18 protein-coding genes are annotated in these 21,397 nt (G+C 65.5%); 10 read left to right on the forward strand and 8 right to left on the reverse strand.

Annotated features, from left to right (window positions below):
• Positions 1-354 precede the first annotated feature (354 nt).
• On the forward strand, positions 355-3,552 hold the full coding sequence (locus tag BAU07_RS18310; RefSeq protein ID WP_066660545.1) for an Rne/Rng family ribonuclease: 3,198 nt from the start codon (positions 355-357) through the stop codon (positions 3,550-3,552).
• Positions 3,553-3,775: 223 nt separating this feature from the next.
• Here the strand turns inward: BAU07_RS18310 and BAU07_RS18315 are convergent, their stop codons facing one another.
• The 6 genes from BAU07_RS18315 to BAU07_RS18340 form a co-directional block, all read right to left on the reverse strand.
• Complete coding sequence (locus tag BAU07_RS18315; RefSeq protein ID WP_066660547.1) at positions 3,776-4,327, reverse strand: acyloxyacyl hydrolase; 552 nt, start codon at positions 4,325-4,327, stop codon at positions 3,776-3,778.
• 308 nt (positions 4,328-4,635) lie between these two features.
• On the reverse strand, positions 4,636-5,511 hold the full coding sequence (accD, locus tag BAU07_RS18320) for an acetyl-CoA carboxylase, carboxyltransferase subunit beta (RefSeq protein ID WP_066660549.1): 876 nt from the start codon (positions 5,509-5,511) through the stop codon (positions 4,636-4,638).
• 37 nt (positions 5,512-5,548) lie between these two features.
• Entirely contained in the window at positions 5,549-6,406 is an 858-nt protein-coding gene (gene trpA, locus BAU07_RS18325) for a tryptophan synthase subunit alpha (protein ID WP_066660551.1), read from the reverse strand.
• Positions 6,407-6,424: 18 nt separating this feature from the next.
• Complete coding sequence (trpB, locus tag BAU07_RS18330) at positions 6,425-7,624, reverse strand: tryptophan synthase subunit beta (RefSeq protein ID WP_066660555.1); 1,200 nt, start codon at positions 7,622-7,624, stop codon at positions 6,425-6,427.
• Between the two features lie 203 nt (positions 7,625-7,827).
• On the reverse strand, positions 7,828-8,979 hold the full coding sequence (argE, locus tag BAU07_RS18335; protein WP_066665538.1) for an acetylornithine deacetylase: 1,152 nt from the start codon (positions 8,977-8,979) through the stop codon (positions 7,828-7,830).
• A 93-nt stretch (positions 8,980-9,072) separates the two neighbouring features.
• Positions 9,073-11,301, reverse strand: a complete 2,229-nt coding sequence (locus BAU07_RS18340; RefSeq protein ID WP_066660558.1) for a RelA/SpoT family protein — start codon at positions 11,299-11,301, stop codon at positions 9,073-9,075.
• A gap of 168 nt (positions 11,302-11,469) precedes the next feature.
• Here BAU07_RS18340 and BAU07_RS18345 point away from each other — a divergent pair, with 168 nt between their 5' ends.
• The gene (locus tag BAU07_RS18345; RefSeq protein ID WP_066660561.1) at positions 11,470-12,303 is read left to right on the forward strand and encodes a M90 family metallopeptidase; all 834 of its coding nucleotides are present in this window, start codon (positions 11,470-11,472) and stop codon (positions 12,301-12,303) included.
• An 18-nt stretch (positions 12,304-12,321) separates the two neighbouring features.
• Here BAU07_RS18345 and BAU07_RS18350 read toward each other — a convergent pair whose 3' ends face one another.
• Positions 12,322-12,675 (reverse strand): RidA family protein, encoded by a 354-nt coding sequence (locus BAU07_RS18350; protein WP_066660563.1) that lies wholly within the window; start codon positions 12,673-12,675, stop codon positions 12,322-12,324.
• A 70-nt stretch (positions 12,676-12,745) separates the two neighbouring features.
• Positions 12,746-13,942, reverse strand: coding sequence for a nicotinate phosphoribosyltransferase (gene pncB / locus BAU07_RS18355; protein WP_066660566.1), 1,197 nt, complete (start codon positions 13,940-13,942; stop codon positions 12,746-12,748).
• A gap of 349 nt (positions 13,943-14,291) precedes the next feature.
• On the opposite strand from pncB, the gene fdxA reads away from it, so the two are divergent.
• The 8 genes from fdxA to BAU07_RS18395 all read left to right on the forward strand — a co-directional run bounded on the left by fdxA (position 14,292) and on the right by BAU07_RS18395 (position 21,291).
• Complete coding sequence (fdxA, locus tag BAU07_RS18360) at positions 14,292-14,615, forward strand: ferredoxin FdxA (protein WP_066660569.1); 324 nt, start codon at positions 14,292-14,294, stop codon at positions 14,613-14,615.
• A 43-nt stretch (positions 14,616-14,658) separates the two neighbouring features.
• Positions 14,659-15,495 (forward strand): ferredoxin--NADP reductase, encoded by an 837-nt coding sequence (locus BAU07_RS18365; RefSeq protein ID WP_066660571.1) that lies wholly within the window; start codon positions 14,659-14,661, stop codon positions 15,493-15,495.
• A 245-nt stretch (positions 15,496-15,740) separates the two neighbouring features.
• Entirely contained in the window at positions 15,741-16,964 is a 1,224-nt protein-coding gene (locus BAU07_RS18370) for a polyhydroxyalkanoate depolymerase (protein WP_066660573.1), read from the forward strand.
• Positions 16,965-17,032: 68 nt separating this feature from the next.
• A complete protein-coding gene (gene rsxB / locus BAU07_RS18375; RefSeq protein ID WP_066665539.1) occupies positions 17,033-17,728 on the forward strand; it encodes an electron transport complex subunit RsxB in 696 nt (231 codons plus the stop codon).
• Positions 17,729-17,743: 15 nt separating this feature from the next.
• Positions 17,744-18,388 carry an endonuclease III gene (nth, locus tag BAU07_RS18380; RefSeq protein ID WP_066660575.1) on the forward strand — a complete coding sequence of 215 codons (645 nt, stop codon included), beginning with the start codon at positions 17,744-17,746 and terminating at the stop codon, positions 18,386-18,388.
• 146 nt (positions 18,389-18,534) lie between these two features.
• Positions 18,535-19,308, forward strand: a complete 774-nt coding sequence (locus BAU07_RS18385) for an ABC transporter ATP-binding protein (RefSeq protein ID WP_066660577.1) — start codon at positions 18,535-18,537, stop codon at positions 19,306-19,308.
• Positions 19,305-20,021: an ABC transporter ATP-binding protein gene (locus tag BAU07_RS18390; RefSeq protein WP_066660579.1), complete on the forward strand. Its 717-nt coding sequence runs from the start codon at positions 19,305-19,307 to the stop codon at positions 20,019-20,021. The genes BAU07_RS18385 and BAU07_RS18390 overlap by 4 nt, the downstream gene beginning before the upstream one ends.
• Positions 20,022-20,076: 55 nt before the next feature.
• Complete coding sequence (locus tag BAU07_RS18395) at positions 20,077-21,291, forward strand: ABC transporter substrate-binding protein (protein ID WP_066660582.1); 1,215 nt, start codon at positions 20,077-20,079, stop codon at positions 21,289-21,291.
• Positions 21,292-21,397: the final 106 nt, after the last annotated feature.

The following is a 21,397-nucleotide window of genomic DNA, read 5'->3' on the forward strand; positions in this document are numbered from 1 at the left end:
TGCCGAGCACGCGGGACAAGGGTCCCGACGCGTACTCAAGCAGGTCCGTTGCCAGCCGCGCGCGGCTCTGAAGCGTAGCAAGACCCGTCGTATATAAAGCACCAGGCGCGCGCCGTACCCTCTCGCCGCGTCTGTCGTTCACAGCAATTATTCGTCAACCACAACACGTGAACCTGACTCCCCTGCTGACAGAACCGCGTGCCGTTTGGCACGAAGTGCCCGCCTGACCGGCGCGGATACGCCTGGGCGCCGCCCAGGTACGGTCCGCAACGCTTGCTGTGTCGCAGTCCGCAGCCCGGGTGACCCGAGGTCACGCGCCGATATCGGCGTGTCATGACTACGGAGAACCCTCTCATGAAGCGAATGCTGTTCAACGCAACGCACCCAGAAGAGTTGCGCGTTGCCATTGTCGATGGGCAAAAGCTCATCGATCTGGACATCGAAACCGCCGGACGCGAGCAGCGTAAAGGCAACATCTACAAAGGCATCATCACCCGCATCGAACCCGGCCTGGAAGCCTGCTTCGTCAACTACGGCGAAGACCGCCACGGTTTCCTGCCGTTCAAGGAAATTGCCCGCACGTATTTCAAGGAAGGCGTCGACGTCCGTACCGCCCGCATCCAGGATGCGCTGCGCGAAGGACAGGAACTGATCGTCCAGGTGGAAAAGGAAGAACGCGGCAACAAAGGCGCGGCTCTCACCACCTTCATCTCGCTGGCCGGCCGCTATCTGGTGCTGATGCCGAACAACCCACGCGGCGGCGGCGTCTCGCGCCGGGTGGAAGGCGAAGACCGGCAGGAACTGCGCGACACCATGGAGCAGTTGCAACTGCCGCCGGGCATGAGCATCATCGCTCGCACGGCCGGTATCGGCCGCAACGTGGAAGAGCTGCAGTGGGATCTTTCCTATCTGCTGCAACTGTGGACCGCCATCGACGGCGCCGCCCGCGACAACTCCGCGCCAATCCTGATCTATCTCGAGTCGAGCCTGGTCATTCGTGCCATCCGCGACTACTTCTCGCCTGAAATCGGCGAGATCCTGATCGATACCGACGAAATCGCCGACCAGGCCACCGCCTTCATGAGCGTGGTCATGCCGGACAACGTGCAGCGGGTCAAGCGCTATCGCGACGACGTGCCGCTGTTCTCCCGGTTCCAGATCGAACACCAGATCGAAACGGCGTACTCCCGTACCGTCACCCTGCCTTCCGGCGGCGCCATCGTCATCGACCATACCGAAGCACTGGTTGCCGTCGACGTGAACTCGGCCCGCTCGACCCGTGGCGCCGACATCGAGGAAACCGCCCTGCGCACCAACCAGGAGGCAGCCGACGAAGTGGCGCGCCAACTGCGGCTGCGCGACCTGGGTGGCCTCATCGTGATCGACTTCATCGACATGGAGGACAGCAAGAACCAGCGCGCCGTGGAACAGCGTCTGCGTGATGCGCTGCATTTCGATCGCGCCCGCGTCCAGATGGGCAAGATTTCCCGTTTCGGCCTGATGGAACTGTCGCGCCAGCGCCTGCGTCCGGCCCTGAACGAAGGCTCGCACATCACCTGCCCGCGCTGTAACGGCACCGGCGTGATCCGCGATGCGGAATCCAGCGCCCTGCACGTCCTGCGCCTGCTGCAGGAAGAGGCGATGAAGGAGAACACGGCGGCGGTGCATGCCCAGGTACCGGTCGATGTCGCCACCTTCCTGCTGAACGAGAAGCGCGCCGATATCGCCAAGATGGAAGCCCGCCTGAAGGTCAACCTGGTGCTGATCCCGAACAAGCACCTGGAAACGCCGCACCACCACATCGAACGCCTGCGCCACGACGACCCGCGCCTGGAAGAGATGAAGACCAGTTTCGAACTGGCCGATGCACCGGCCACCGAAGTGGCTTGGGCGCCGCGCGAGCAGGAAATCAAGAGCCGCCCCGAGGCCCTGGTGAAAGGCATTACGCCTGAGCAACCGGCACCGGTGTCGAGCACGCCGCCCGTCGCCCCGGTGGCGGCGACCCCGGCGGTCGCATCGACCGGCCTGGGCGGCCTGTTCAAGCGCATGGTCGGCTGGCTTACCGGAGACGGCGCCACCCCCGCCGCCACGCCGGCCCCCGCCCCCCAGGCGGACAGCAAGCGCTCCACCACCCGTCCGAAGTCGCGTACGCACGATGGACAGGACCGCCGTGGCGAGCGCCATGGCTCCGACCGCAACCGTAACCGCCGCTCCGAGAACCGGCCGGAAGCCGCCGAAGGGGACGCGCCGCGCCATCACGTGCGAGGCGGCCGCCGCAACGAGACAGACCGCGCGGAACGAGGTGAGCGCCCCGCGCGCGCCGAAGGGCAACAACGCGCCGAGCGCGACGCCGTCGCCCAGGCCCAGGCCCATCCGGAACGCGCCCTGGCGCCGGAATCCGCCGACGAGGCGGCACCGGCCCGTACCGGGCGTGGTCGCCGCGGACGCAGCGGGCGAGGCCGCCGCGAAGATGGGCAGTCCGATGCACCGATGAGCGAGCAGGAAAGCATGGTCGCCGCCCTGGCGGAGACGGTCGCCGCGGCGCTGCCACCCGAGTCCGACGACGAACGCCTGGATACCAGCGTGGAAGCAGGCCCCGTGGAGTTGGACGAACACGGCCAGCCCATCGCGACGGAAGCCGGCGCCGATCCGGAACGCAAGCGTCGCCGTCGTCGTAGTCGCCGTGGCCGCCGCGCGCAGGAAGAAGGCGGCACTGTGTCTGCCGACGCCGGTCAGGACGAAGCCATGGACGGCGAGGACAACCTGGCCGCCGAGGCCCAGGCCGCCCTGTCGGAAGTTGCCACGCCCGTCAGCGAAGGCCGGGAACATCCCGCGCCCGTCGCACAACCGGAGCCGTCGCCGGCACGACCGGCCGGACACGGTACCGTAACGGCCGCACCGGGCGCCCCGGCGGGATTCACGGAAGAAGACACCCCGGCCGTTTCCGGCGCCCCGACCGCGACGCAGGCCCAGCCCTTCGCCGCCCAGCCGGCGCCTTTCACCGGGGTGTCGGCCCCATCGGTACGTCCCGAGCCTGTCCAGGCCGGGACCGCGGCCGAGGACACCGCGCCTCGGTTCGCCGAGTCCGCACCGGCGCAAGCGGCGCCCGCCGCGCCAGTCCCGGCTCAGGCGGCGCCTGCCCAGGAAGGCACCCAAGCCGCCGCTGCCGAAGCCGCACCCGTGTCGCCGTGGCCGGCTGTCCCGCAGTCGCCTGCGTCGGAAACTGCCCCTGTCCCCACCCCGGTGCGGGCAGCGGACGAAGGCGTGCCGCATGCCGCCCCGGCGGTCCCTGCGGCACCGGCCGGCGCAGCGCCGGTGACGCAGGACGCGGCTCCTCAGGCCGCTCCCGCCGTGCCGCGGGCTCCGCAACAAAGCCTGCAGGACGTCGTCAACGCCGCCGGCCTGACCTGGGTCGAAACGGATCCGCAGCGCCACGCGCAGACGCAGCAGCGCATGGCCGCCAGCGCAACGCCCGTGCGACTGGGTCGCGAGCGCAAGCCCGTGGCGCCGGTGTCGCGCGAACCGCTGGTACAGGTGGAAACGCGGCACTGACATGTCGCGCGGCTGCACGGTCTCCCCGCGAGGCCGTGCAGCGCTTAGCAGCCAGACGGTAGAAGGCAAAGGGGCTGTTCCATAAGGAACAGCCCCTTTTTCATGCCGATACCGGTCATCCCGGAGCGGACTTCACACCGGTGCGGGCCGCATGCCACGCGGCCGTTGCTGCGTGGCGGGCGGGCCCGCGGCCTGTTCGCATCGGAACAGCCGTGGCGCGGGCTTAGAACAGATAGGTATAGGTAAGCTGCGTCACATCCAGGCCGGGATTCGGCGTCTTGATGCTGGCATTGGAGAAGTGCGAATAGCGCAGGCTCAGGCGGCTCTGCGGGGTCAGTTGGAAGCCGACGCCTATATGGTCGCCGAACTGGAACGCCGTGCTGATGGTCTTGTCGGCAAAGCGCGTCTTGTTGAACACGGTGGGGCCCACACCGCCTTCCAGGAAGAAACGGTCGGTGAGCCACCAGCGGAACATCGGGATGGCGCTGAACTGCCAGGCATTGCTGGGATGTGCGCCTTCGTGGGCCCACCAGTACGACACGCCCAGTTCACCGGTCAGGTCCAGTCGGCCCCAGTTACCGCCGAAGGTGTAGTTCCACAACGGCGCCGTCTCGTAGTTCGCCGTGGCGCGATTGTATTTTTCCCCTACCCCCATCTGGAGGCTTACCCCTCCGCGCGACCCGACGTCCTGCGCTTGGGCAGCCGGCGTCGCGCACGCCAATGCCAAGGCAGCCAGGGCGCCAGCGAGGATCTTGTTCTTGTGACCATTATTCATGGAGAAGCTCCGGCGAAAAGAAATCAAAATGACGCTTAACTTATCAGAAAACGGCAAGCCGGACCACGGACGCTGTTGCAATTCGGCCTGGGATTGGATGAAAAACAGAATTCCACCTTGGCGACCAATGATGCGGCGAAACCGTCGAATACCCGGTCATGGCGATCATGGGCACGGCTGCAGCGCAATGCCGCCGCCCCCAGCCATGCACATGCCGGGGGGGAGCGAAGGGGTAATCAGGGGAATCGACCCGCAGGGTGCGGCGCGCGCCATGTCCCATGAAAGGCGCGCGGTCCGGAGGGAGCCTTTCAGGCCGCCAGGACGTCCGCCGACTGCCGGGTCAGCAAAGCCAGCAGACGCGCGATTTCCTCGCGCAGTTGGCGGCGATCGACGACCATGTCGATCGCGCCTTTCTGCAGCAGGAACTCTGAACGCTGGAAACCTTCGGGCAATTTTTCCCGCACCGTCTGCTCGATCACCCGCGGACCAGCGAAGCCGATCAGCGCCTTGGGTTCGGCGATGACCACGTCCCCCATGAAGGCGAAACTTGCCGACACGCCGCCCATCGTGGGATCGGTCAACACGCTGATGAAAGGCAGCCCGGCGGCGGCCAGGCGCGTCAGCATGGCGTTGGTCTTGGCCATTTGCATCAGCGACAGCAGGCTTTCCTGCATGCGGGCGCCGCCGGAGGCAGCGACACACACAAAGCCGGTCTTCTGATCGAGCGCGGCCTGCGCACCGCGGGCAAAGCGCTCGCCCACCACCGAGCCCATGGAACCGCCCATGAACTCGAATTCGAAGCAGGCCAGCACCGCCGGCATGCCGCGGATCGAACCGCTGACGACCACCAGTGCGTCGGTCTCGCCAGTTTGCTTGGCGGCTTCCTGTATGCGCTCCGGGTACTTGCGCGTGTCCTTGAACTTGAGCGTGTCCACCGAACGGATGTTCTGCGCGATTTCCACGCGGCCTTCGAGGTCCAGCAGCGAGTCGACCCGTGCGCGGGCCCCGATACGCATATGGTGGTCGCATTTGGGACAGACGTGCAGATTGGCCGCCAGGTCCTCGTTATAGAGCACCGACTCGCAGGCAGGGCACTTGACCCACAGCCCTTCCGGCACGCGGCGCGCGCTCGGCTCGGTGGTTTTATTGATGCGCGGGGGCAGGAGTTTTTCGATCCAGCTCATTGTGTTTGTTTATTGTCCTGATAAGGATGCGCGGCCGTCAGGCTGCCGCCGTGGGGCGTTTGACCTGCTCGAGGGCCAGACGTATACCATGCAGCCAGTCCTGCGCGGCGGCCGTGGCGGCTGCATCGCGCTGATCGGCCGTTGCCGAGGCCACCGCCGTTTCCATCGTTTCGATGAGTTTGCTGCCGATGACCACCGCGTCCGCCACCTGGGCGACGCGCTGGGCGCTGGCGGCATCGCGTATGCCGAAGCCCACCCCGATGGGCACCTGTACATGGCGTCGGATGTGGGCCAGGCGCCGGGCGACGTCATCGGTGTCCAGATGGCCGGCCCCCGTGATGCCCTTGAGTGATACGTAATAGGCATAACCGCGCGCCACGCGGCCGATGGCCTCGACGCGGGCGTCGGTGGATGTGGGCGCCAGCAGGAAAATCGGCGCAATGCCGTGGTGGCCGAGCAGCTCGGCGAATTCCTGCACTTCTTCCGGCGGGTAGTCGACGACGAGCACGCCATCGACGCCCGCCGCACGTGCCGCTTCGGCAAACGTCGCGTGCCCCATGCGTTCGATCGGGTTGGCATACCCCATCAGCACCACGGGAGTCTGGTCGTCCCGCGTGCGGAACTCCGCGACGGCGTCCAGCACGCGGCGCAGGTTCATCCCCTGCGCGATGGCGCGTTCGGTGGCGCGCTGGATGACGGGGCCATCGGCCATGGGATCGGAAAACGGCACGCCGAGTTCGATGACGTCGGAGCCCGCCGCGACCAGCGCATGCATCAGCGGCACGCAACCGGCCGGACTGGGATCCCCGGCCGCGATATACGGAATGAGCGCGGCGCGTCCATCGCTGCGGGCGCGGGCGAAAGCCGCGGAGATACGGTCTTGTTGGGGGGTCATGCTAATGGGCCCGTGGAATTACAAGATCAGGCCGGCGCGCTCGGCGACGGTGTGCATGTCCTTGTCGCCGCGACCCGACAGGCAGACCAGGATGTTCGTGTCCGGCGACAACGTAGGCGCAAGCCGCACCGCGTGCGCGATCGCATGCGACGATTCCAGCGCCGGCATGATGCCTTCGATGCGGCAGCAGTCGTGAAAGGCCTTCAGCGCCTCGTCGTCGGTCACGCCGACATAGCTGGCGCGGCCGCTGTCCTTCAGCCAGGCGTGTTCCGGTCCGACGCCGGGATAATCCAGGCCAGCCGACACCGAATGCGTCTCCTGAACCTGGCCGTCGGCATTCTGGATCACATAGGTACGGTTGCCATGCAGCACGCCCACCTGTCCGGCGGCGATCGAGGCAGCGTGCTTGCCCGAGTCCATGCCTTCCCCGGCGGCTTCGACGCCCACCAGCTTGACATCCTCGTAGGGAATATAAGGATGGAAGATCCCCATGGCGTTGGAACCGCCGCCCACCGCCGCGACGACGATGTCGGGCTGGCGTCCCGTTTCTTCGGGCATCTGCCGCAGGCATTCGTTGCCGATGACCGTCTGGAAATCACGCACCATGCGAGGATAGGGATCGGGACCGGCGACGGTGCCGATGATATAGAAAGTGTTGGCGACGTTGGTGACCCAGTCGCGCATGGCTTCGTTCAGCGCATCCTTCAAGGTGCGCGAGCCGGACTCCACGGGCACGACCGTGGCGCCGAGCAGCTTCATGCGATAGACATTCGACGCCTGGCGGCGGATGTCCTCGCTACCCATGTAGACCACGCATTCCATGCCATAGCGCGCGGCGACGGTGGCCGTGGCCACGCCATGCTGCCCAGCGCCCGTTTCGGCGATCACGCGCGGCTTGCCCATGCGCCGCGCCAGCAGGGCCTGGCCGATGCAATTGTTGACCTTGTGCGCGCCGGTATGGTTCAGGTCTTCCCGCTTGAACCAGATCTGCGCGCCGCCCAATTCGCTGGACCAGCGGCGGGCGTGGTAGACGGGGCTGGGGCGGCCGACGAAATGCTTGAGTTCGTATTCGAACTCCTTGATGAAATCCGCATCGACGCGATACCGGTCATAGGACGTGCGCAATTCGTCCAGCGCGTGCATCAGCGTTTCCGCCACGAACACGCCGCCATAGGGACCGAAATGCCCTTGGGCGTCAGGAAAATCGTAAGGTTTCACCAGCTTCTCCCTCCCGGCATACCGGGAAAGCGGGCGGCCCGGTCCGGCGCGACGCAGGGAACTTCCTTGACACAGGGAATCCCCTTGAAGCAGGGAACTCCCTTGACGCAGGAAACTCCCTGAACGACGCGCGACGTCGGTGGCCTTCGCCGCCAATTTAGCAACCGGCTATTTTACCTGACCTGCAGTCCGTGCCCGCCGCATTATATGGATAGGCCGACACGTCGCAAAAATGCTTCGCAGGCGCTCAACTGGTCCAGCGCCACATATTCGTCCGGCTTGTGGGCCTGGGCGATATGGCCGGGACCACATACGACGGTGGGGATACCGATGCCCTGGAACAAGCCGGCCTCGGTGCCGTAGGCGACCTTGCGGGTCGCCGTATCGCGCGTCAATGCCCGCACCAGTTGCGTGATCGCCGCCTGCTCGGAGGCCTCCAGGCCCGGCGCGGCCGGACCGGCTTCCAGTTCGATGCGGGCTTCGGGGAACTCGGCCCGCATGCGCGGCAGCAGGACCTCATCGACATAGCGCTGCACCTCGTACTGGATGTCTCCCGGGGCGATGCCCGGCAAATTGCGGAATTCGTAGGAAAACTCGCAGGTGTCGGGAATCGTGTTCACCGCGATGCCACCCTGGATCAGGTTGGTCGTCATGGTGCTGAAGGGAACGTCATAGAATGCGTCGTACGGCCCCTTGGCCTTGTACGCATCGGCCACGTCGCGTATATGGCAGATGAGGCGAGCGGCATATTCGATGGCATTGCAGCCGTGCGGCGTCAGCGAAGAGTGCGCCGCCTTGCCATGCACCCGGCAGCGGTACAGGTTGATGCCCTTGTGCGCGACCACGACCTGCATGCCCGTGGGCTCGCCCACCACGCACCCCTCCGGCCGGATGCCGCGCTCGCGCAGGTCGGCCAGCATGAACGGCGCACCGGCGCAGCCTACTTCCTCATCGAACGAAAGGGCCAGATGCAGGGGCTTCCTGCGCGGCATCGCCAGGAATTCGGGGATCATGGCCAACGCCGCGGCGATGAAGCCTTTCATATCGCAGGCGCCGCGCCCGTACAGGCGACCGTCCCGTTCCTGCAGCGCGAACGGGTCGGCCGTCCAGGCTTGTCCGTCCACCGGCACCACGTCCGTGTGTCCGGACAACACAATGCCGCCCTGCTCGCCGCCATCCTGGGCCGGCAGCGTGGCGAACAGATCCGCCTTGGTGCGCTCCGGGTTATGCACCAGCCATGCCTGCACGCCCAGGCCCTTGAGCCAGTCGCGCACGGTTTCGATCAGGGCGAGATTGGAATTGCGGCTGGTAGTGTCGAAAGCGACCAGGGTTTCCAGCCAGCGGCGGGTATTCATGACGGTCATGATGGCGCTTGTCGTACCTAGTCTCAAAGAACGCCAGTGTAGGATGCCGCCCTGGCGCGCGTCTACGGCTGTGCGGCCGCGTCCTTATTTGCGCGCCGCTCCGGTCACCCCAGGGACCTCGGCCAGGGCGGCGAGGGCGCGGTGCAGCGCGTCGCCGTCATGTACTTCAACGGTGAAGACCATGTGCGCCAGGGAGTTGCGGCTCTGCGTATTGACGCCGATGACATTCAACCTCAGCCGCGCAAAGACTTCGGACAAATCGCGCAACAGCCCCGAGCGGTCATGCGCACGCACGCTGATGTCGACCGGATAGACCGTGTTGCCGGTCTCCCCCCAGGCCACGTCGATGATACGTTCCGGCTCGCGCTCGGCCAAGGCGGCGTAGCTATGGCAATCGGCGCGGTGAATGGAGACGCCGCGTCCGCGCGTCACGAAACCGACGATGGCATCCGGCGGCGCCGGGCGGCAGCAGCGCGCCAGCTGGGTCATCAGCGAACCCACGCCGACCACCAGCACGCCGCTCTTGCCGCCCTTCTCCGTACTTTCCGCCCGGCTGGCGTGCGTGACCACGCCGGGCTCCTCGGGCTCGATGGCCGGCTGCTGGAACACCGCGTCGATCTGCCGCAGGCTGAATTCGTCCTTCGCCGCCGCGACATACAGATCGTCGGCACGCGCGAAGCCCAATTGCTGCGCAAGTTGCTCCAGGTTGACGGCGGTCTTGCCCAGCCGCTGCAACTCCTTTTCCACCAGGGCCTGGCCCTGCGTGATGCGTTGCTGCAGCTCGATGGCGTTGAACCAGTTGCGCACCTTGGCGCGCGCGCGCGGACTGGCCAGGAAGCCCAGCTGCGGATTGAGCCAGTCGCGCGATGGCCCCCCCGCCTTGGCAGCGACGATCTCCACGGTCTGGCCGGTGGCAAGGCGCGTCTGCAGGGGCACCATCTGCCCATCGATCTTGGCGCCCCGGCAGCGATGCCCAAGGTCCGTATGCAGGTGATACGCGAAATCCACCGGCGTGGAGCCTGCCGGCAGCTCGATCACGCGTGCCTGCGGCGTCAGGACATAGATGTGATCGGCCGCCCCGGCCGCGGCGCCCGGCACGGTCCCGCGGTCCGGACCGGCGTCCATGTCGGCATTCCAGGCCAGCAACTGCCGCATCCAGGACAACTGTCGGTCGTATTCGCTGGAGGCGGCGACCTGGCCGCCCTTCACCCCGGCCTCTTTGTACCGCCAGTGCGCCGCCATCCCATATTCGGCGAACTGGTGCATATCGCGGGTGCGGATCTGCACCTCGAAAGGACGCCCGTCCTGGTCGACCACGACCGTATGCAAGGAGCGATAGCCATTGGGCTTGGGGCGCGAGATGTAGTCGTCGAACTCTTCGGTCAACGGGGTCCAAAGCTCATGCACCAGCGCCAGCGCCGCATAACAGTTGCGCACGTCTTCGACAATGATGCGCAGGGCACGCAGATCGAACATCTGGCTGAAGTCCAGCCCCTTGATGCGCATCTTGTTCCAGATGCTATAGATATGCTTGGGCCGGCCGCTGACCTCGGCCTCGATGCCCGCCTTGCTCAAGACGGCCTGCATGCGGGCAATGGCGTCGACGATGAAGGCCTCGCGCTCCACCCGCTTTTCTTCCAGCAGGCGCGCGATTTCCTTGTAGCGGTCGCCGTCCAGGAAGCGGAACGCCAGGTCTTCCATTTCCCACTTGAGTTGCCAGATGCCGAGGCGATTGGCCAGCGGCGCATACAGGTCCAGCGTTTCCTGCGCCAGCATGGGTGGGCAAGCGACCTTGGCGGCGGCATGCCAGCGCAGGCTCTGCAAACGCGAGGCCAGCCGCATCAGGACGATGCGCAGGTCCGCCGCCATGGCCAGCAGCATCTTGCGCTGCATCTCTTTCTGGTTACCGCTATCCGCGGCGCTGTCGCTGGCCAGACGTGCGAACGCGCCCAGGCGCAACAGGGCGCGCGCGCCCTGCACCAGGCGGGCGACATCGTCGCCGAACTCGGCCGCAACGGGATCGTGGCGCGCAGACGGTGCCGGCGCTGACAGGTCTGCCGGCAGCGCCGCGAGCACGGCCGCCACACGGGTGGCGCCATCGGTATGCAGGTTGGCCAGAATGCGCGTCGCGCCGGCCGCGTGGTGGATCAGGGGTTCGCCGGTCAACGCGCATTCGTCACCGAAGCGCGGGGCCGCCCATGCCGCGGCTTTGCCGAGGCGATCCCGCCATTCCGCATCCAGGCCTGCCGCGGCGTCGTCGAGCCAGGCGGCATCCAGGGGCGTCAGGGTGTCGGGATCGGGAGACGCGGGCATCGGCGCGGCACAAGAAAAAACCGCCTGTGGGCGAATCCCGACACTCTACACTAAGGTCTCAACCCATTTATACGAAACGGCATCGAGGAACCTCGCGGCGGTCAACGGGCCCTGCACGGCGCCCCCCGGCAAGGTTCCGACACGCGCATTTTCTGGAGAAGCAAGCCCATGCTGCGATGGCTGCTTGGACGTGGCGCCCCGGCCGCGCGCGTTGCGCAGGTGCAGGCGGCAATTCCGCCCGCGCTATGGGAAGAAGTGCTGCGGGCCTACCCTTTCCTGCAGGCCCTGGGCCCGGATGAGCGGACGGCGCTGCATGCCAGGGCGGCATGGCTGCTGGCCAGCAAGACCCTGAACGGCGCGCAGGGCCTGATCCTGACCGACTTCATGCGCCTTTCCATCGCGGCGCAAGCCGCGCTGCCCATCCTGCAGTTGCCCACCGCCCTGTATGAAGGCTGGGACGAGATCATCGTCTATCCGGAGGGGTTCATGATCCCGCGAAGCAGTGAGGACGAGCTTGGCGTGGTGCATGAATACGTGGAGGATGCCGCGGGCGAAGCATGGGATGGCGGACCGGTTGTGCTGTCGTGGGAAGACGCCCGCATCGCGGAGGGCGACTTCAATGTGGTGATCCACGAATTCGCCCACAAACTGGACCTGTCCGGCGGCGAAGCCGACGGCATGCCGGGCCTGGCCAGCCATGCCGAGCTGGATGCGCGCCTGTGGCGCCGCGTGCTGGAGGAAAGCCTGGACCGCTACACGGAGGCGCTTCAGGCCGTGGAAGACGCGATCCCGCCGGACGTGGATCCGGAAGGGCCGGAAGCCGATCACTGGTACGGTCAACTCCCCATGGATCCCTATGCGGCCACGGATGAAGCGGAATTTTTTGCCGTCAGTTCGGAAGCCTTTTTTGTCGCGCCGGCGCCGCTGGCGCAGGCCCTACCGGAATGGTACGGCCTGCTGCGCGCCTATTATCGCCAGGACCCCATGACCAGGCTGGCCTGAGGGGCCCCGGCGCCGCGATCAGCCGACGGCGGCCGTGACGACGATCTCGACCTTGTAGTCGGGATTGGCCAGGCGGGCCTCCACCGTGGCCCGCGGCGGCGCATTGCCGGCGGCGACCCAGGCATCCCAGGCCTTGTTCATGCCGTCGAATTCCTTCATGTTGGCGACGAAAATCTGCGCCATCAGGATACGGCTCTTGTCCGTGCCGGCCTCGGCCAGCAGGCGGTCGATGGTGGCGAGGACCTGGCTGGTCTGGCCCGTGATGTCCAGCGTGGCATCGTCCGGCACCTGGCCGGCCAGATAGGCCACGCCGTTATAAATGGCCATGTCGGACAGGCGTTTTTCGACGTTGACGCGTTTGATGGGGTTCATGCACGTATCCTCGCGGTTGGAAACGGCAGATTATCGCCGCGTTCGGGCAGGTCCGCCAAGGGACGGCCGCCTACTTGGCGGCGCCGTTCACCGGAATGGGAGGCAGTTGGAATACCTGGCGCAGATAGGCCAGGTAGGCCGGATCGTCGCACATGGTTTTTTCCGGCGCGTCCGACACCTTGGCGACGGGCTGCCCATTGCAACGGACCATTTTCATGACGATCTGCAGGGGCTCATGGCCCAGGTCGTTGGTCAGGTTGGTGCCGATGCCGAACGAGACGCGGCAGCGGCCGGCGAAGCGCCGCGCCAGTTCGATCGCGCGTGGAAAGGTCAAGGCATCCGAGAACACCAGTGTCTTGGCTCGGGGATCGACGCGATTGGCCTTGTAGTGCTCGATCATGCGTTCGCCCCACACGAACGGATCTCCGGAATCGTGCCGCGCGCCGTCGAACAGCTTGCAGAAGTACATGTCGAAATCGCGCAGGAAGGCATCGGTGCCGTAGACATCGGACAGCGCGATGCCCAGGTCGCCGCGGTACTCCTTGGCCCATACCTCCAGCGCATAGACCTGCGAGTCCCGCAGGCGCGGGCCCAGGGCCTGGCAGGCCTGCAGATATTCATGCCCCATCGTTCCCAGCGGCAGCACGCCGTACTTGCGCGCCAGGTACACATTGCTGGTGCCGGCGAACATCTTGCCCATGGTGGCTTTCATCGTGGCGACGACTTCTTCATGCCAGGTCTTGGAGAAGCGGCGACGCGTGCCGTATTCGGCCACGCGGAAATCCACCATATCGGGATCGTCCACCACCAGGCTCATTTTCGACTGCAGCCGCGCGCGGCCCTCTTCCAGGTCGGGATGCGTGCGCGTGTTGCGGAAATAGACCTCGTTGACAATGGCCAGGACCGGGATCTCGAAGAGGATGGTATGCAGCCAGGGCCCCTTGACCTCGATCGAGATTTCGCCGGGATGCTCGCCTTCGTCCACACGTATGCAGCGTTCAGGCATGTGGAACAGGCCGAGGAAATCGACGAAATCGCTCTTGATGAACCGCAATCCGCCCAGGTAGCCCAGTTCGTCGTCGGTGAAACGCAGCTGGCACAGGCTGTGGATCTCCTCGCGGATCTCGTCCATATACGGCCGCAGGTTCACACCGGGCGTGCGGCACTTGTAGCGGTATTCCACCTGCGCAGCGGGAAAGTGATGCAACACCACTTGCATCATGCTGAACTTGTACAGGTCCGTGTCTAACAGCGAGGTGATTATCATGGTTCGCGTGGTCGCTTCTTTTGTCGCTTGATTCATCGCCTCTGCACTCGCCTCCAGGGAAGGCGGCGGCCATGCCGGCCGCCGACCGGCGCACACACAGGCAGGCGCGTTCACGCACAGCGTCGCCGCCAAGTGCGGCCCGGCCGTCGCCGACGCAGCGTACTGAACCATAGCACAGCACTTTCCGCTGGCGAGCGATGCCCTTGCCCACCACGCTGGTTCGCCGGTGCCGGCCACCGCGTCGAGGCCGGCGACACTACCCCGTTCAGGGTTATCCGCCAGGCTGGCTTGCGCGATTGGGTAAAATCCCTCTTTTAGCGGAATAGAAAGTGCACCTCGGAGTTGCCGCATGACCCACGTCGTCACCGAAAACTGTATCAAGTGCAAGTACACCGATTGCGTCGACGTGTGCCCGGTGGATTGTTTCCGGGAAGGTCCGAACTTCCTGGTCATCGATCCGGACGAGTGCATCGATTGCGCGGTCTGCATCCCGGAGTGTCCCGCCAACGCCATCTATGCGGAAGAAGACGTCCCGCAGGACCAGATGAAGTTCATCGCACTGAACGCCGAACTTTCCCCGGAGTTCGCCAGCATCAGCCGCGCCAAGAAGCCGCTGCCCGACGCGGATGAATGGAACGGCAAGCCAGACAAGCTGCAATACCTGGAAAAATAACTGCCTGCCCGTCCGTCAGCCCATGCGGCGGACACCCCCGCCCATGACCGAAAGCAAGTACACGCGCCAGACCGTCACCGAGGTACGTACCTGGGTGCCCGGCAAGTTGTTTTCCCTGCGCGTGACGCGGGACCCTGCCTTTGTCTTCAAGGCGGGCCAGTTCGCCAGGGTGGGGTTGCCGGAAGACCCGGCCTGCGACGGGGAACCCACCCTGTGGCGCGCCTATTCCATGGTGTCCGGCCCGCTGGACAATGAACTGGAGTTCTACTCCATCGTGGTGCCGGAAGGCGCCTTCAGTCCCCGCATGGCTGCCCTGCGGCCCGGCGATACGCTGTACGTGGAAAAGAATCCCTACGGCTTTCTCACGATAGACCGCTTCGCGGCCCCGGCGGGCGCCTCGCCCGCCCAGCAGGCCGGCGCGGGACAGAACGACCTGTGGCTGCTGGCCACGGGTACCGGGCTTTCGGCCTATCTGTCCATCTTGAGGGATCCGGCAACCTGGACCAGCTTTCGCCGCATCATCCTGGTCCACGGGGTGCGCTATGCCAACGAGCTGGCCTACCGCCAGGAGATCGAAGGCTGGTCGACCTTGCCGGAGTTCGGGGAGATCCATCGCGCGGACCCGCGCAAGCTGATCTACCTCCCCGTCGCGACCCGCGACGCTTTACCAGGCGTTCCCCGCGAACGGTTGACCACGCTGATCGCCGATGGCCGCCTCGAAAGCCTGGTGGGCGAGACGCTGGACCCCGACCGCGCCAGGGTCATGCTCTGCGGCAACCCTGAGATGCTCGGCGACGCGCGCAAACTGCTCGCGGCTCGCGGCTTCGCCCCCGGGCGCCGCGGCGTTCCGGGCAACCTGGCGGTCGAAAACTATTGGTAACGGCCGCCGGCACGCCAATTGCGCTGTAGCGTCGTTGCCACGCTCCCCAAGGAAGGCGGCGACCCGCTCTTTTTTACTGAAGAGCGAAATTCCCATTTTGACAACAGATTGCCCGCGCAGGCGTTGCCCAGCCGTGCCCTATGTGTAGCAGTGCGTAAAATGGGTGGGTCAAGTCGCCCCGCGGACCTCGGCTCGCGGGCGGCGTGGGGCTCATTCGGAGCCTCCGGTCTGGAAAGGAACACTCGATGCTGTATCAATTGCATGAGCTGCAGCGCGCCTTTTTGACGCCATTCGCCGCCTTCACGGACGTCGGTTCGCAGCTGTTTTCCCATCCCTATAGTCCCTGGGCCTACACGCCGGTTTCGCGCCAGCTCGCGGCCGGCTACGAACTGATGCACCGCATCGGCAAGGAATACGAAAAACCGGCCTGGGACCTGCCCACTACCGAGGTGGACGGCAAAAAGGTGCGCGTCACCGAAGAGATCGCGATGGATCTGCCCTTCTGCCGGCTCATCCATTTCGCGCGCCAGGGGATGGCCAAGCGCAAGGATCCGCGCGTACTGCTGGTGGCCCCCTTGTCCGGCCACCATGCGACCTTGCTGCGCGATACCGTGCGCGCCTTGTTGCCCCAGCATGACGTGTACGTAACGGATTGGGTGGACGCGCGCATGGTCCCCATGTCCGAGGGCCCCTTCCACCTGAACGACTACGTGCGCTACGTGCAGGATTTCCTGCGCTTCCTCGGCGCCGACACGCATGTCATTTCGGTGTGCCAGCCCACGGTTCCGGTGCTCGCCGCGATCTCGCTGATGGCGTCCCGCAACGATCCCTGTCAACCGCGCAGCATGGTCATGATGGGCGGCCCCATCGACCCCCGCCAGAGCCCCACGCAGGTAAACCGCCTGGCGATGACCAAGCCGTACTCCTGGTTCGAAAACCAACTGATCCACCGCGTGCCCAGCCGTTATCCAGGTTCGGGGCGTCCGGTGTACCCGGGTTTCCTGCAGCATGCCGGCTTCGTCGCGATGAACCCGGACCGGCACCTGAAGTCGCACTACGACTTCTACCTGGACCTGGTGCGCGGCGACGACGGCGATGCCGAAGCGCACCGGCGGTTCTACGATGAATACAACGCGGTGCTGGACATGGCGGCGGAGTTTTACCTGGACACGATCAAAATGGTTTTCCAGGAATACCGGCTTCCCAAGGGGACCTGGGAAGTGGATGGACAGCTTGTCCGGCCCGCTGACATCAAGCGCGTCGCGCTGATGACCATCGAAGGCGAACTGGACGACATCTCCGGCCAAGGCCAGACCCGCGCCGCGCAGGACCTGTGCAGCGGCATCCCGGCCGACCGCAAGACCCACTACATGGCGCGCAATTGCGGACACTATGGGATTTTCTCCGGCCGCCGCTGGCGCGAGATGATCTGCCCTAAAATCACGGAATTCATCCGCCAACACGCCTGATGGCGCACCGCGGCGGCCACGGCCGCCGCCACGCCATGCGGGGGCCGCCACGGCCCCTTTTTCGTTTCATGCCCACCGCCACTCTCGCCGACCATATCGACGCCCTGCTGCCGCAGACTCAGTGCACCAAATGCGGCTATGAGGGCTGTCGGCCGTATGCCGCCGCGATCGCGCACGGCGAGGCGGACATCAACCGCTGCCCGCCGGGCGGGGAAAGCGGGGTGCGGGCGCTGGCGGCACTCTTGGGGACGCCCTCGCTGCCCCTGGATACGTCGCGCGGCACGCCGGGCCCGCTCACGGTGGCGGTCATCGACGAAACGCATTGCATCGGCTGTACCTTGTGCATCGACGCCTGTCCGGTGGACGCCATTGTGGGCACCGCCAAGCGCATGCATACCGTGGTCGAGGCGCTGTGCACGGGCTGCGACCTGTGCGTGGCGCCCTGTCCGGTGGACTGCATCGTCATGGTGCCCAGCGGCAGGGACTGGACAACCGATGATGCACGGCGCTCGCGCGACCGCCATGAGCGCCGCGCGCGCCGCCTGCAGGAAGACGGCGGCACGACTGGCCGGCGCGCGGATCGGCGGGAGCCTGCTGGCGGCCATCCCGCCCCCGCGGCCAGCGTAAACGCGGGCCCGGCGCCCATGCCGGCGACATTGCGGCCGGCCGAACCCGCGCCGGAGGATGCCGCCGCCCGCAGGCGGGCCGCCATCGATGACGCCCTGGCCCGCGCCCGTGCGCGCCGGCTCGCCACGCCGAAGTAAGGAAAGCACACGCCGATGAATGCCGCGAAACGCCGCGAGATTTTCGCCCGCCTGCAAGCCGCCAACCCCACGCCCACCACCGAGCTCGAATACGCCACGCCCTTCCAGTTGCTGATCGCCGTACTGCTGTCGGCCCAGGCGACCGACAAATCGGTGAATATCGCCACCCGCAAGTTCTTTCCCCATTACGGCACGCCGCAAGGACTGCTCGAGCTGGGCGAAGCCGGCCTGGCCGATTACATCAAGACCATCGGCCTGTATCGGACCAAGGCCAAGAATGCCGTGGAGACGGCCCGGCTCATCCTGGAGCGGCACGGCGGCGAAGTACCGCAAAGCCGCGAAGCGCTGGAAGCGCTGCCCGGCGTGGGGCGCAAAACCGCCAATGTCGTGCTGAACACGGCATTCGGGCAGCCGACCATGGCGGTGGACACCCATATTTTTCGAGTTTCCAACCGCACACGGCTGGCGCCGGGCAAGAACGTGCTCGAAGTGGAGCAGAAACTCACCCGGCTGGTGCCGCCGGAATACCTGCAGGACGCCCATCACTGGCTGATCCTGCACGGTCGCTATATATGCGTGGCGCGCACGCCGAAGTGTCCGCAATGCGGCATCGCCGACCTGTGCGAGTACGGCCGCAAGACGCCCGCCGTGCCCAAGTAGCGGCTTGTCCAGAGGCACCACCGCACGGGCCGCGCGGCCTCTGTCAAGACCCCTTTTTCGTTAGAAAAAACCTATGTAAAACCCGCATAGAATTTTGCCCTTGCCGTCCGCATACTCGCCGCAACAAATACAAACACTGGTGCGATATGCAGGACACCATCCTGGAGACTCAGGGCCTGACCAAGGAGTTCCGCGGCTTTGTCGCGGTAAAAAGCGTGGACCTGCGGGTCCGGCGTGGGCATATCCATGCGCTGATCGGCCCGAACGGCGCGGGCAAGACCACGTGCTTCAACCTGCTTACCAAGTTCCTGGCGCCGAGCGCCGGCCGCATCGTTTTCAACGGCATGGACATCACCGGTGAAAGGCCGGCCCAGATCGCCCGGCGCGGCATCATCCGGTCTTTCCAGATATCGGCCGTGTTTCCGCACCTGACCGTGCTGGAGAACGTGCGCATCGGGCTGCAGCGCAAGACCGGGCTGTCGCTGCATTTCTGGAAAAGCGAGAAACGGCTGCAGGCGCTGAATGCGCCGGCGCGCGCGCTGCTGGACGAAGTCGACCTTGGCGCTTTCGCCGATGAAACGGCGGTGAACCTGCCCTATGGCCGCAAGCGGGCGCTCGAGATCGCGACCACGCTGGCCATGGAGCCGGAACTGATGCTGCTGGACGAGCCGACCCAGGGCATGGGCCACGAAGACGTCGATCGAGTCACGAAACTCATCAAGCGCGTGGGGGCGGGCCGTACCATCCTGATGGTCGAACACAATATGAAAGTGGTGTCGTCCATTGCCGATCGCATCACCGTGCTGGCCCGCGGCGCCGTGCTCGCGGAAGGCGACTATGCGGAGGTTTCGCGCAATCCCGATGTGATGCAGGCCTATATGGGAACGACCTCCGGCGAACTGCAAGGAGCGCACGCATGAACAATGCCGCGGCATTGGAGATCACCGACCTGCAGGCGTGGTACGGCGAATCGCACATCCTGCACGGGGTGAACCTGCGCGTCGGCCAGGGCGAGGTCGTAACGCTGCTGGGACGCAACGGCGCCGGCCGCACGACGACGCTGCGCGCGATCCTGGGCCTGACAGGCAGCCGGCGCGGTTCGGTACGCATCAACGGCACCGAATCGATCGGTTTACCGACGTTCCGCATCGCCCACCTGGGCGTCGGTTATTGCCCGGAAGAGCGTGGCATCTTCGCCAGCCTCTCCTGCGAGGAAAACCTGCTGTTGCCGCCCGTCGTGGGCGGCTCGCTGGGCGGCGGGATGTCGCTGGCGGAAATCTATGACATGTTCCCCAACCTGCACGAACGCCGTCATTCCCCGGGTACGAGGCTGTCGGGCGGCGAGCAGCAGATGCTGGCCGTCGCCCGCATCCTGCGCACCGGCGCCAGCCTCCTGCTTCTGGACGAGATATCGGAAGGGCTGGCACCGGTTATCGTGCAGGCGCTGGGCCGCATGATCACGACGTTGAAACAACGCGGCTACACCATTGTGATGGTGGAACAGAACTTCCGTTTCGCCGCGCCCCTGGCGGACCGTTTCTACGTCATGGAGCATGGCCAGATCGTGGAACACTTCGACGCTTCGCAACTCAGCGAAAAACAGGAAACGCTCAACGACCTGTTGGGCGTCTGAACCTGCCATCCGCCGGAACACCGGCAACCCCCTACAAGAGGGAGAGGAGTCTTAAATGAAGCTGCATACCCTTACCGCCGCGCTGGCACTGGCCGGCCTTGGATTCATGACGCTGCCGGCCCAGGGACAAGGCGTTTCCGACGACGTCATCCGCATCGGGTTCATCACCGACATGTCGGGCGTCTACTCCGACATCGACGGCAAGGCCGGCATCGAGGCGATCCGGATGGCCATCGAGGACGCCGGCGGCAATATCAACGGCAAGAAAATCGAGCTGGTCACGGCGGACCACCAGAACAAGGCGGACATCGCCTCGGCGCGGGCGCGCGAATGGTTCGACCAGCAGAATCTGGACGTGCTGATCGGCGGCACGAATTCGGCCACCAGCCTCGCCATGGCCGGTGTCGCCGCCGAAAAGAAAAAGCCCTTCATCGCCATCGGCGCCGGCGCCTCCGACCTGACCAACGCCAAGTGCACCCCGTACACCGTGCACTATGCCTACGACACCGTGGCGCTGGCGCGCGGCACCGGTTCGGCCGTCGTGAAGGACGGCGGCAAGAGCTGGTTCTTCCTGACCGCCGATTATGCCTTCGGCCACGCCCTGGAACGCGATACCGCCAACGTCGTCAAGGCCGCTGGCGGCGAGGTGAAGGGCCAGGTGCGCGCGCCGCTCGGTGCCTCCGATTTCTCTTCGTTCCTGCTGCAGGCGCAGGCGTCCAAGGCGCAGATCCTGGGCCTGGCGAATGCCGGCGGCGATACCATCAATTCGATCAAGGCCGCGAACGAATTCGGCGTGACCCAGACCATGAAGATGGCCGGCCTGCTGGTCTTCATCAACGACATCGACTCCCTGGGACTGCAAGCGACGCAGAACCTGTACCTGACCGATGGCTGGTACTGGGACCAGAACGATGCCTCGCGCGCGTGGAGCAAGAAGTTCGAAGCCAAGGTCGGCCGCAAGCCGTCCATGCTGCAGGCCGGCGACTATTCATCGGTGAGCTTCTACCTGAACGCGGTGAAGGCGACCGGGACCGACGATGCCGATACGATCCTGAAGTGGATGCGGTCGAACAAGATCAACGATATGTTCGCGCAGGGCGGTTATGTCCGCGAAGACGGCCGCATGGTCCACGACATGTACCTGATGCAGGTGAAGACGCCGAAGGAGTCCAAGGGACGCTGGGACTACTACAAGGTCGTCGCGACGCTGCCGGGCGACCAGGTCTACACCAAGCTGTCCGAGTCGACCTGCCCGCTGGTGAAGAAATAATAAATAAAAGCGGATCGCGGCAGGGCCTGCGCCAGGCGGCGAGGTCCTGCCGCGCCGGCCGCATGCCCTTGCTAGCGATCGCATAACCGGCGCAGGATTTCCATAA

Source organism: Bordetella flabilis, assembly GCF_001676725.1.
Classification (GTDB): domain Bacteria; phylum Pseudomonadota; class Gammaproteobacteria; order Burkholderiales; family Burkholderiaceae_B; genus Bordetella_C; species Bordetella_C flabilis.

Bases quoted from the DNA above. Each gene is read 5' to 3' on its own strand.
- pncB (WP_066660566.1), bottom strand. From the start codon at position 13,942: ATGATAATCACCTCGCTGTTAGACACGGACCTGTACAAGTTCAGCATG.
- BAU07_RS18390 (WP_066660579.1), top strand. From the start codon at position 19,305: ATGAACAATGCCGCGGCATTGGAGATCACCGACCTGCAGGCGTGGTAC.
- BAU07_RS18345 (WP_066660561.1), top strand. From the start codon at position 11,470: ATGCTGCGATGGCTGCTTGGACGTGGCGCCCCGGCCGCGCGCGTTGCG.
- BAU07_RS18340 (WP_066660558.1), bottom strand. From the start codon at position 11,301: ATGCCCGCGTCTCCCGATCCCGACACCCTGACGCCCCTGGATGCCGCC.
- argE (WP_066665538.1), bottom strand. From the start codon at position 8,979: ATGAATACCCGCCGCTGGCTGGAAACCCTGGTCGCTTTCGACACTACC.
- accD (WP_066660549.1), bottom strand. From the start codon at position 5,511: ATGAGCTGGATCGAAAAACTCCTGCCCCCGCGCATCAATAAAACCACC.
- fdxA (WP_066660569.1), top strand. From the start codon at position 14,292: ATGACCCACGTCGTCACCGAAAACTGTATCAAGTGCAAGTACACCGAT.
- BAU07_RS18365 (WP_066660571.1), top strand. From the start codon at position 14,659: ATGACCGAAAGCAAGTACACGCGCCAGACCGTCACCGAGGTACGTACC.
- rsxB (WP_066665539.1), top strand. From the start codon at position 17,033: ATGCCCACCGCCACTCTCGCCGACCATATCGACGCCCTGCTGCCGCAG.
- nth (WP_066660575.1), top strand. From the start codon at position 17,744: ATGAATGCCGCGAAACGCCGCGAGATTTTCGCCCGCCTGCAAGCCGCC.
- BAU07_RS18350 (WP_066660563.1), bottom strand. From the start codon at position 12,675: ATGAACCCCATCAAACGCGTCAACGTCGAAAAACGCCTGTCCGACATG.
- BAU07_RS18315 (WP_066660547.1), bottom strand. From the start codon at position 4,327: ATGAATAATGGTCACAAGAACAAGATCCTCGCTGGCGCCCTGGCTGCC.
- trpA (WP_066660551.1), bottom strand. From the start codon at position 6,406: ATGACCCCCCAACAAGACCGTATCTCCGCGGCTTTCGCCCGCGCCCGC.
- BAU07_RS18395 (WP_066660582.1), top strand. From the start codon at position 20,077: ATGAAGCTGCATACCCTTACCGCCGCGCTGGCACTGGCCGGCCTTGGA.
- BAU07_RS18310 (WP_066660545.1), top strand. From the start codon at position 355: ATGAAGCGAATGCTGTTCAACGCAACGCACCCAGAAGAGTTGCGCGTT.
- BAU07_RS18385 (WP_066660577.1), top strand. From the start codon at position 18,535: ATGCAGGACACCATCCTGGAGACTCAGGGCCTGACCAAGGAGTTCCGC.
- BAU07_RS18370 (WP_066660573.1), top strand. From the start codon at position 15,741: ATGCTGTATCAATTGCATGAGCTGCAGCGCGCCTTTTTGACGCCATTC.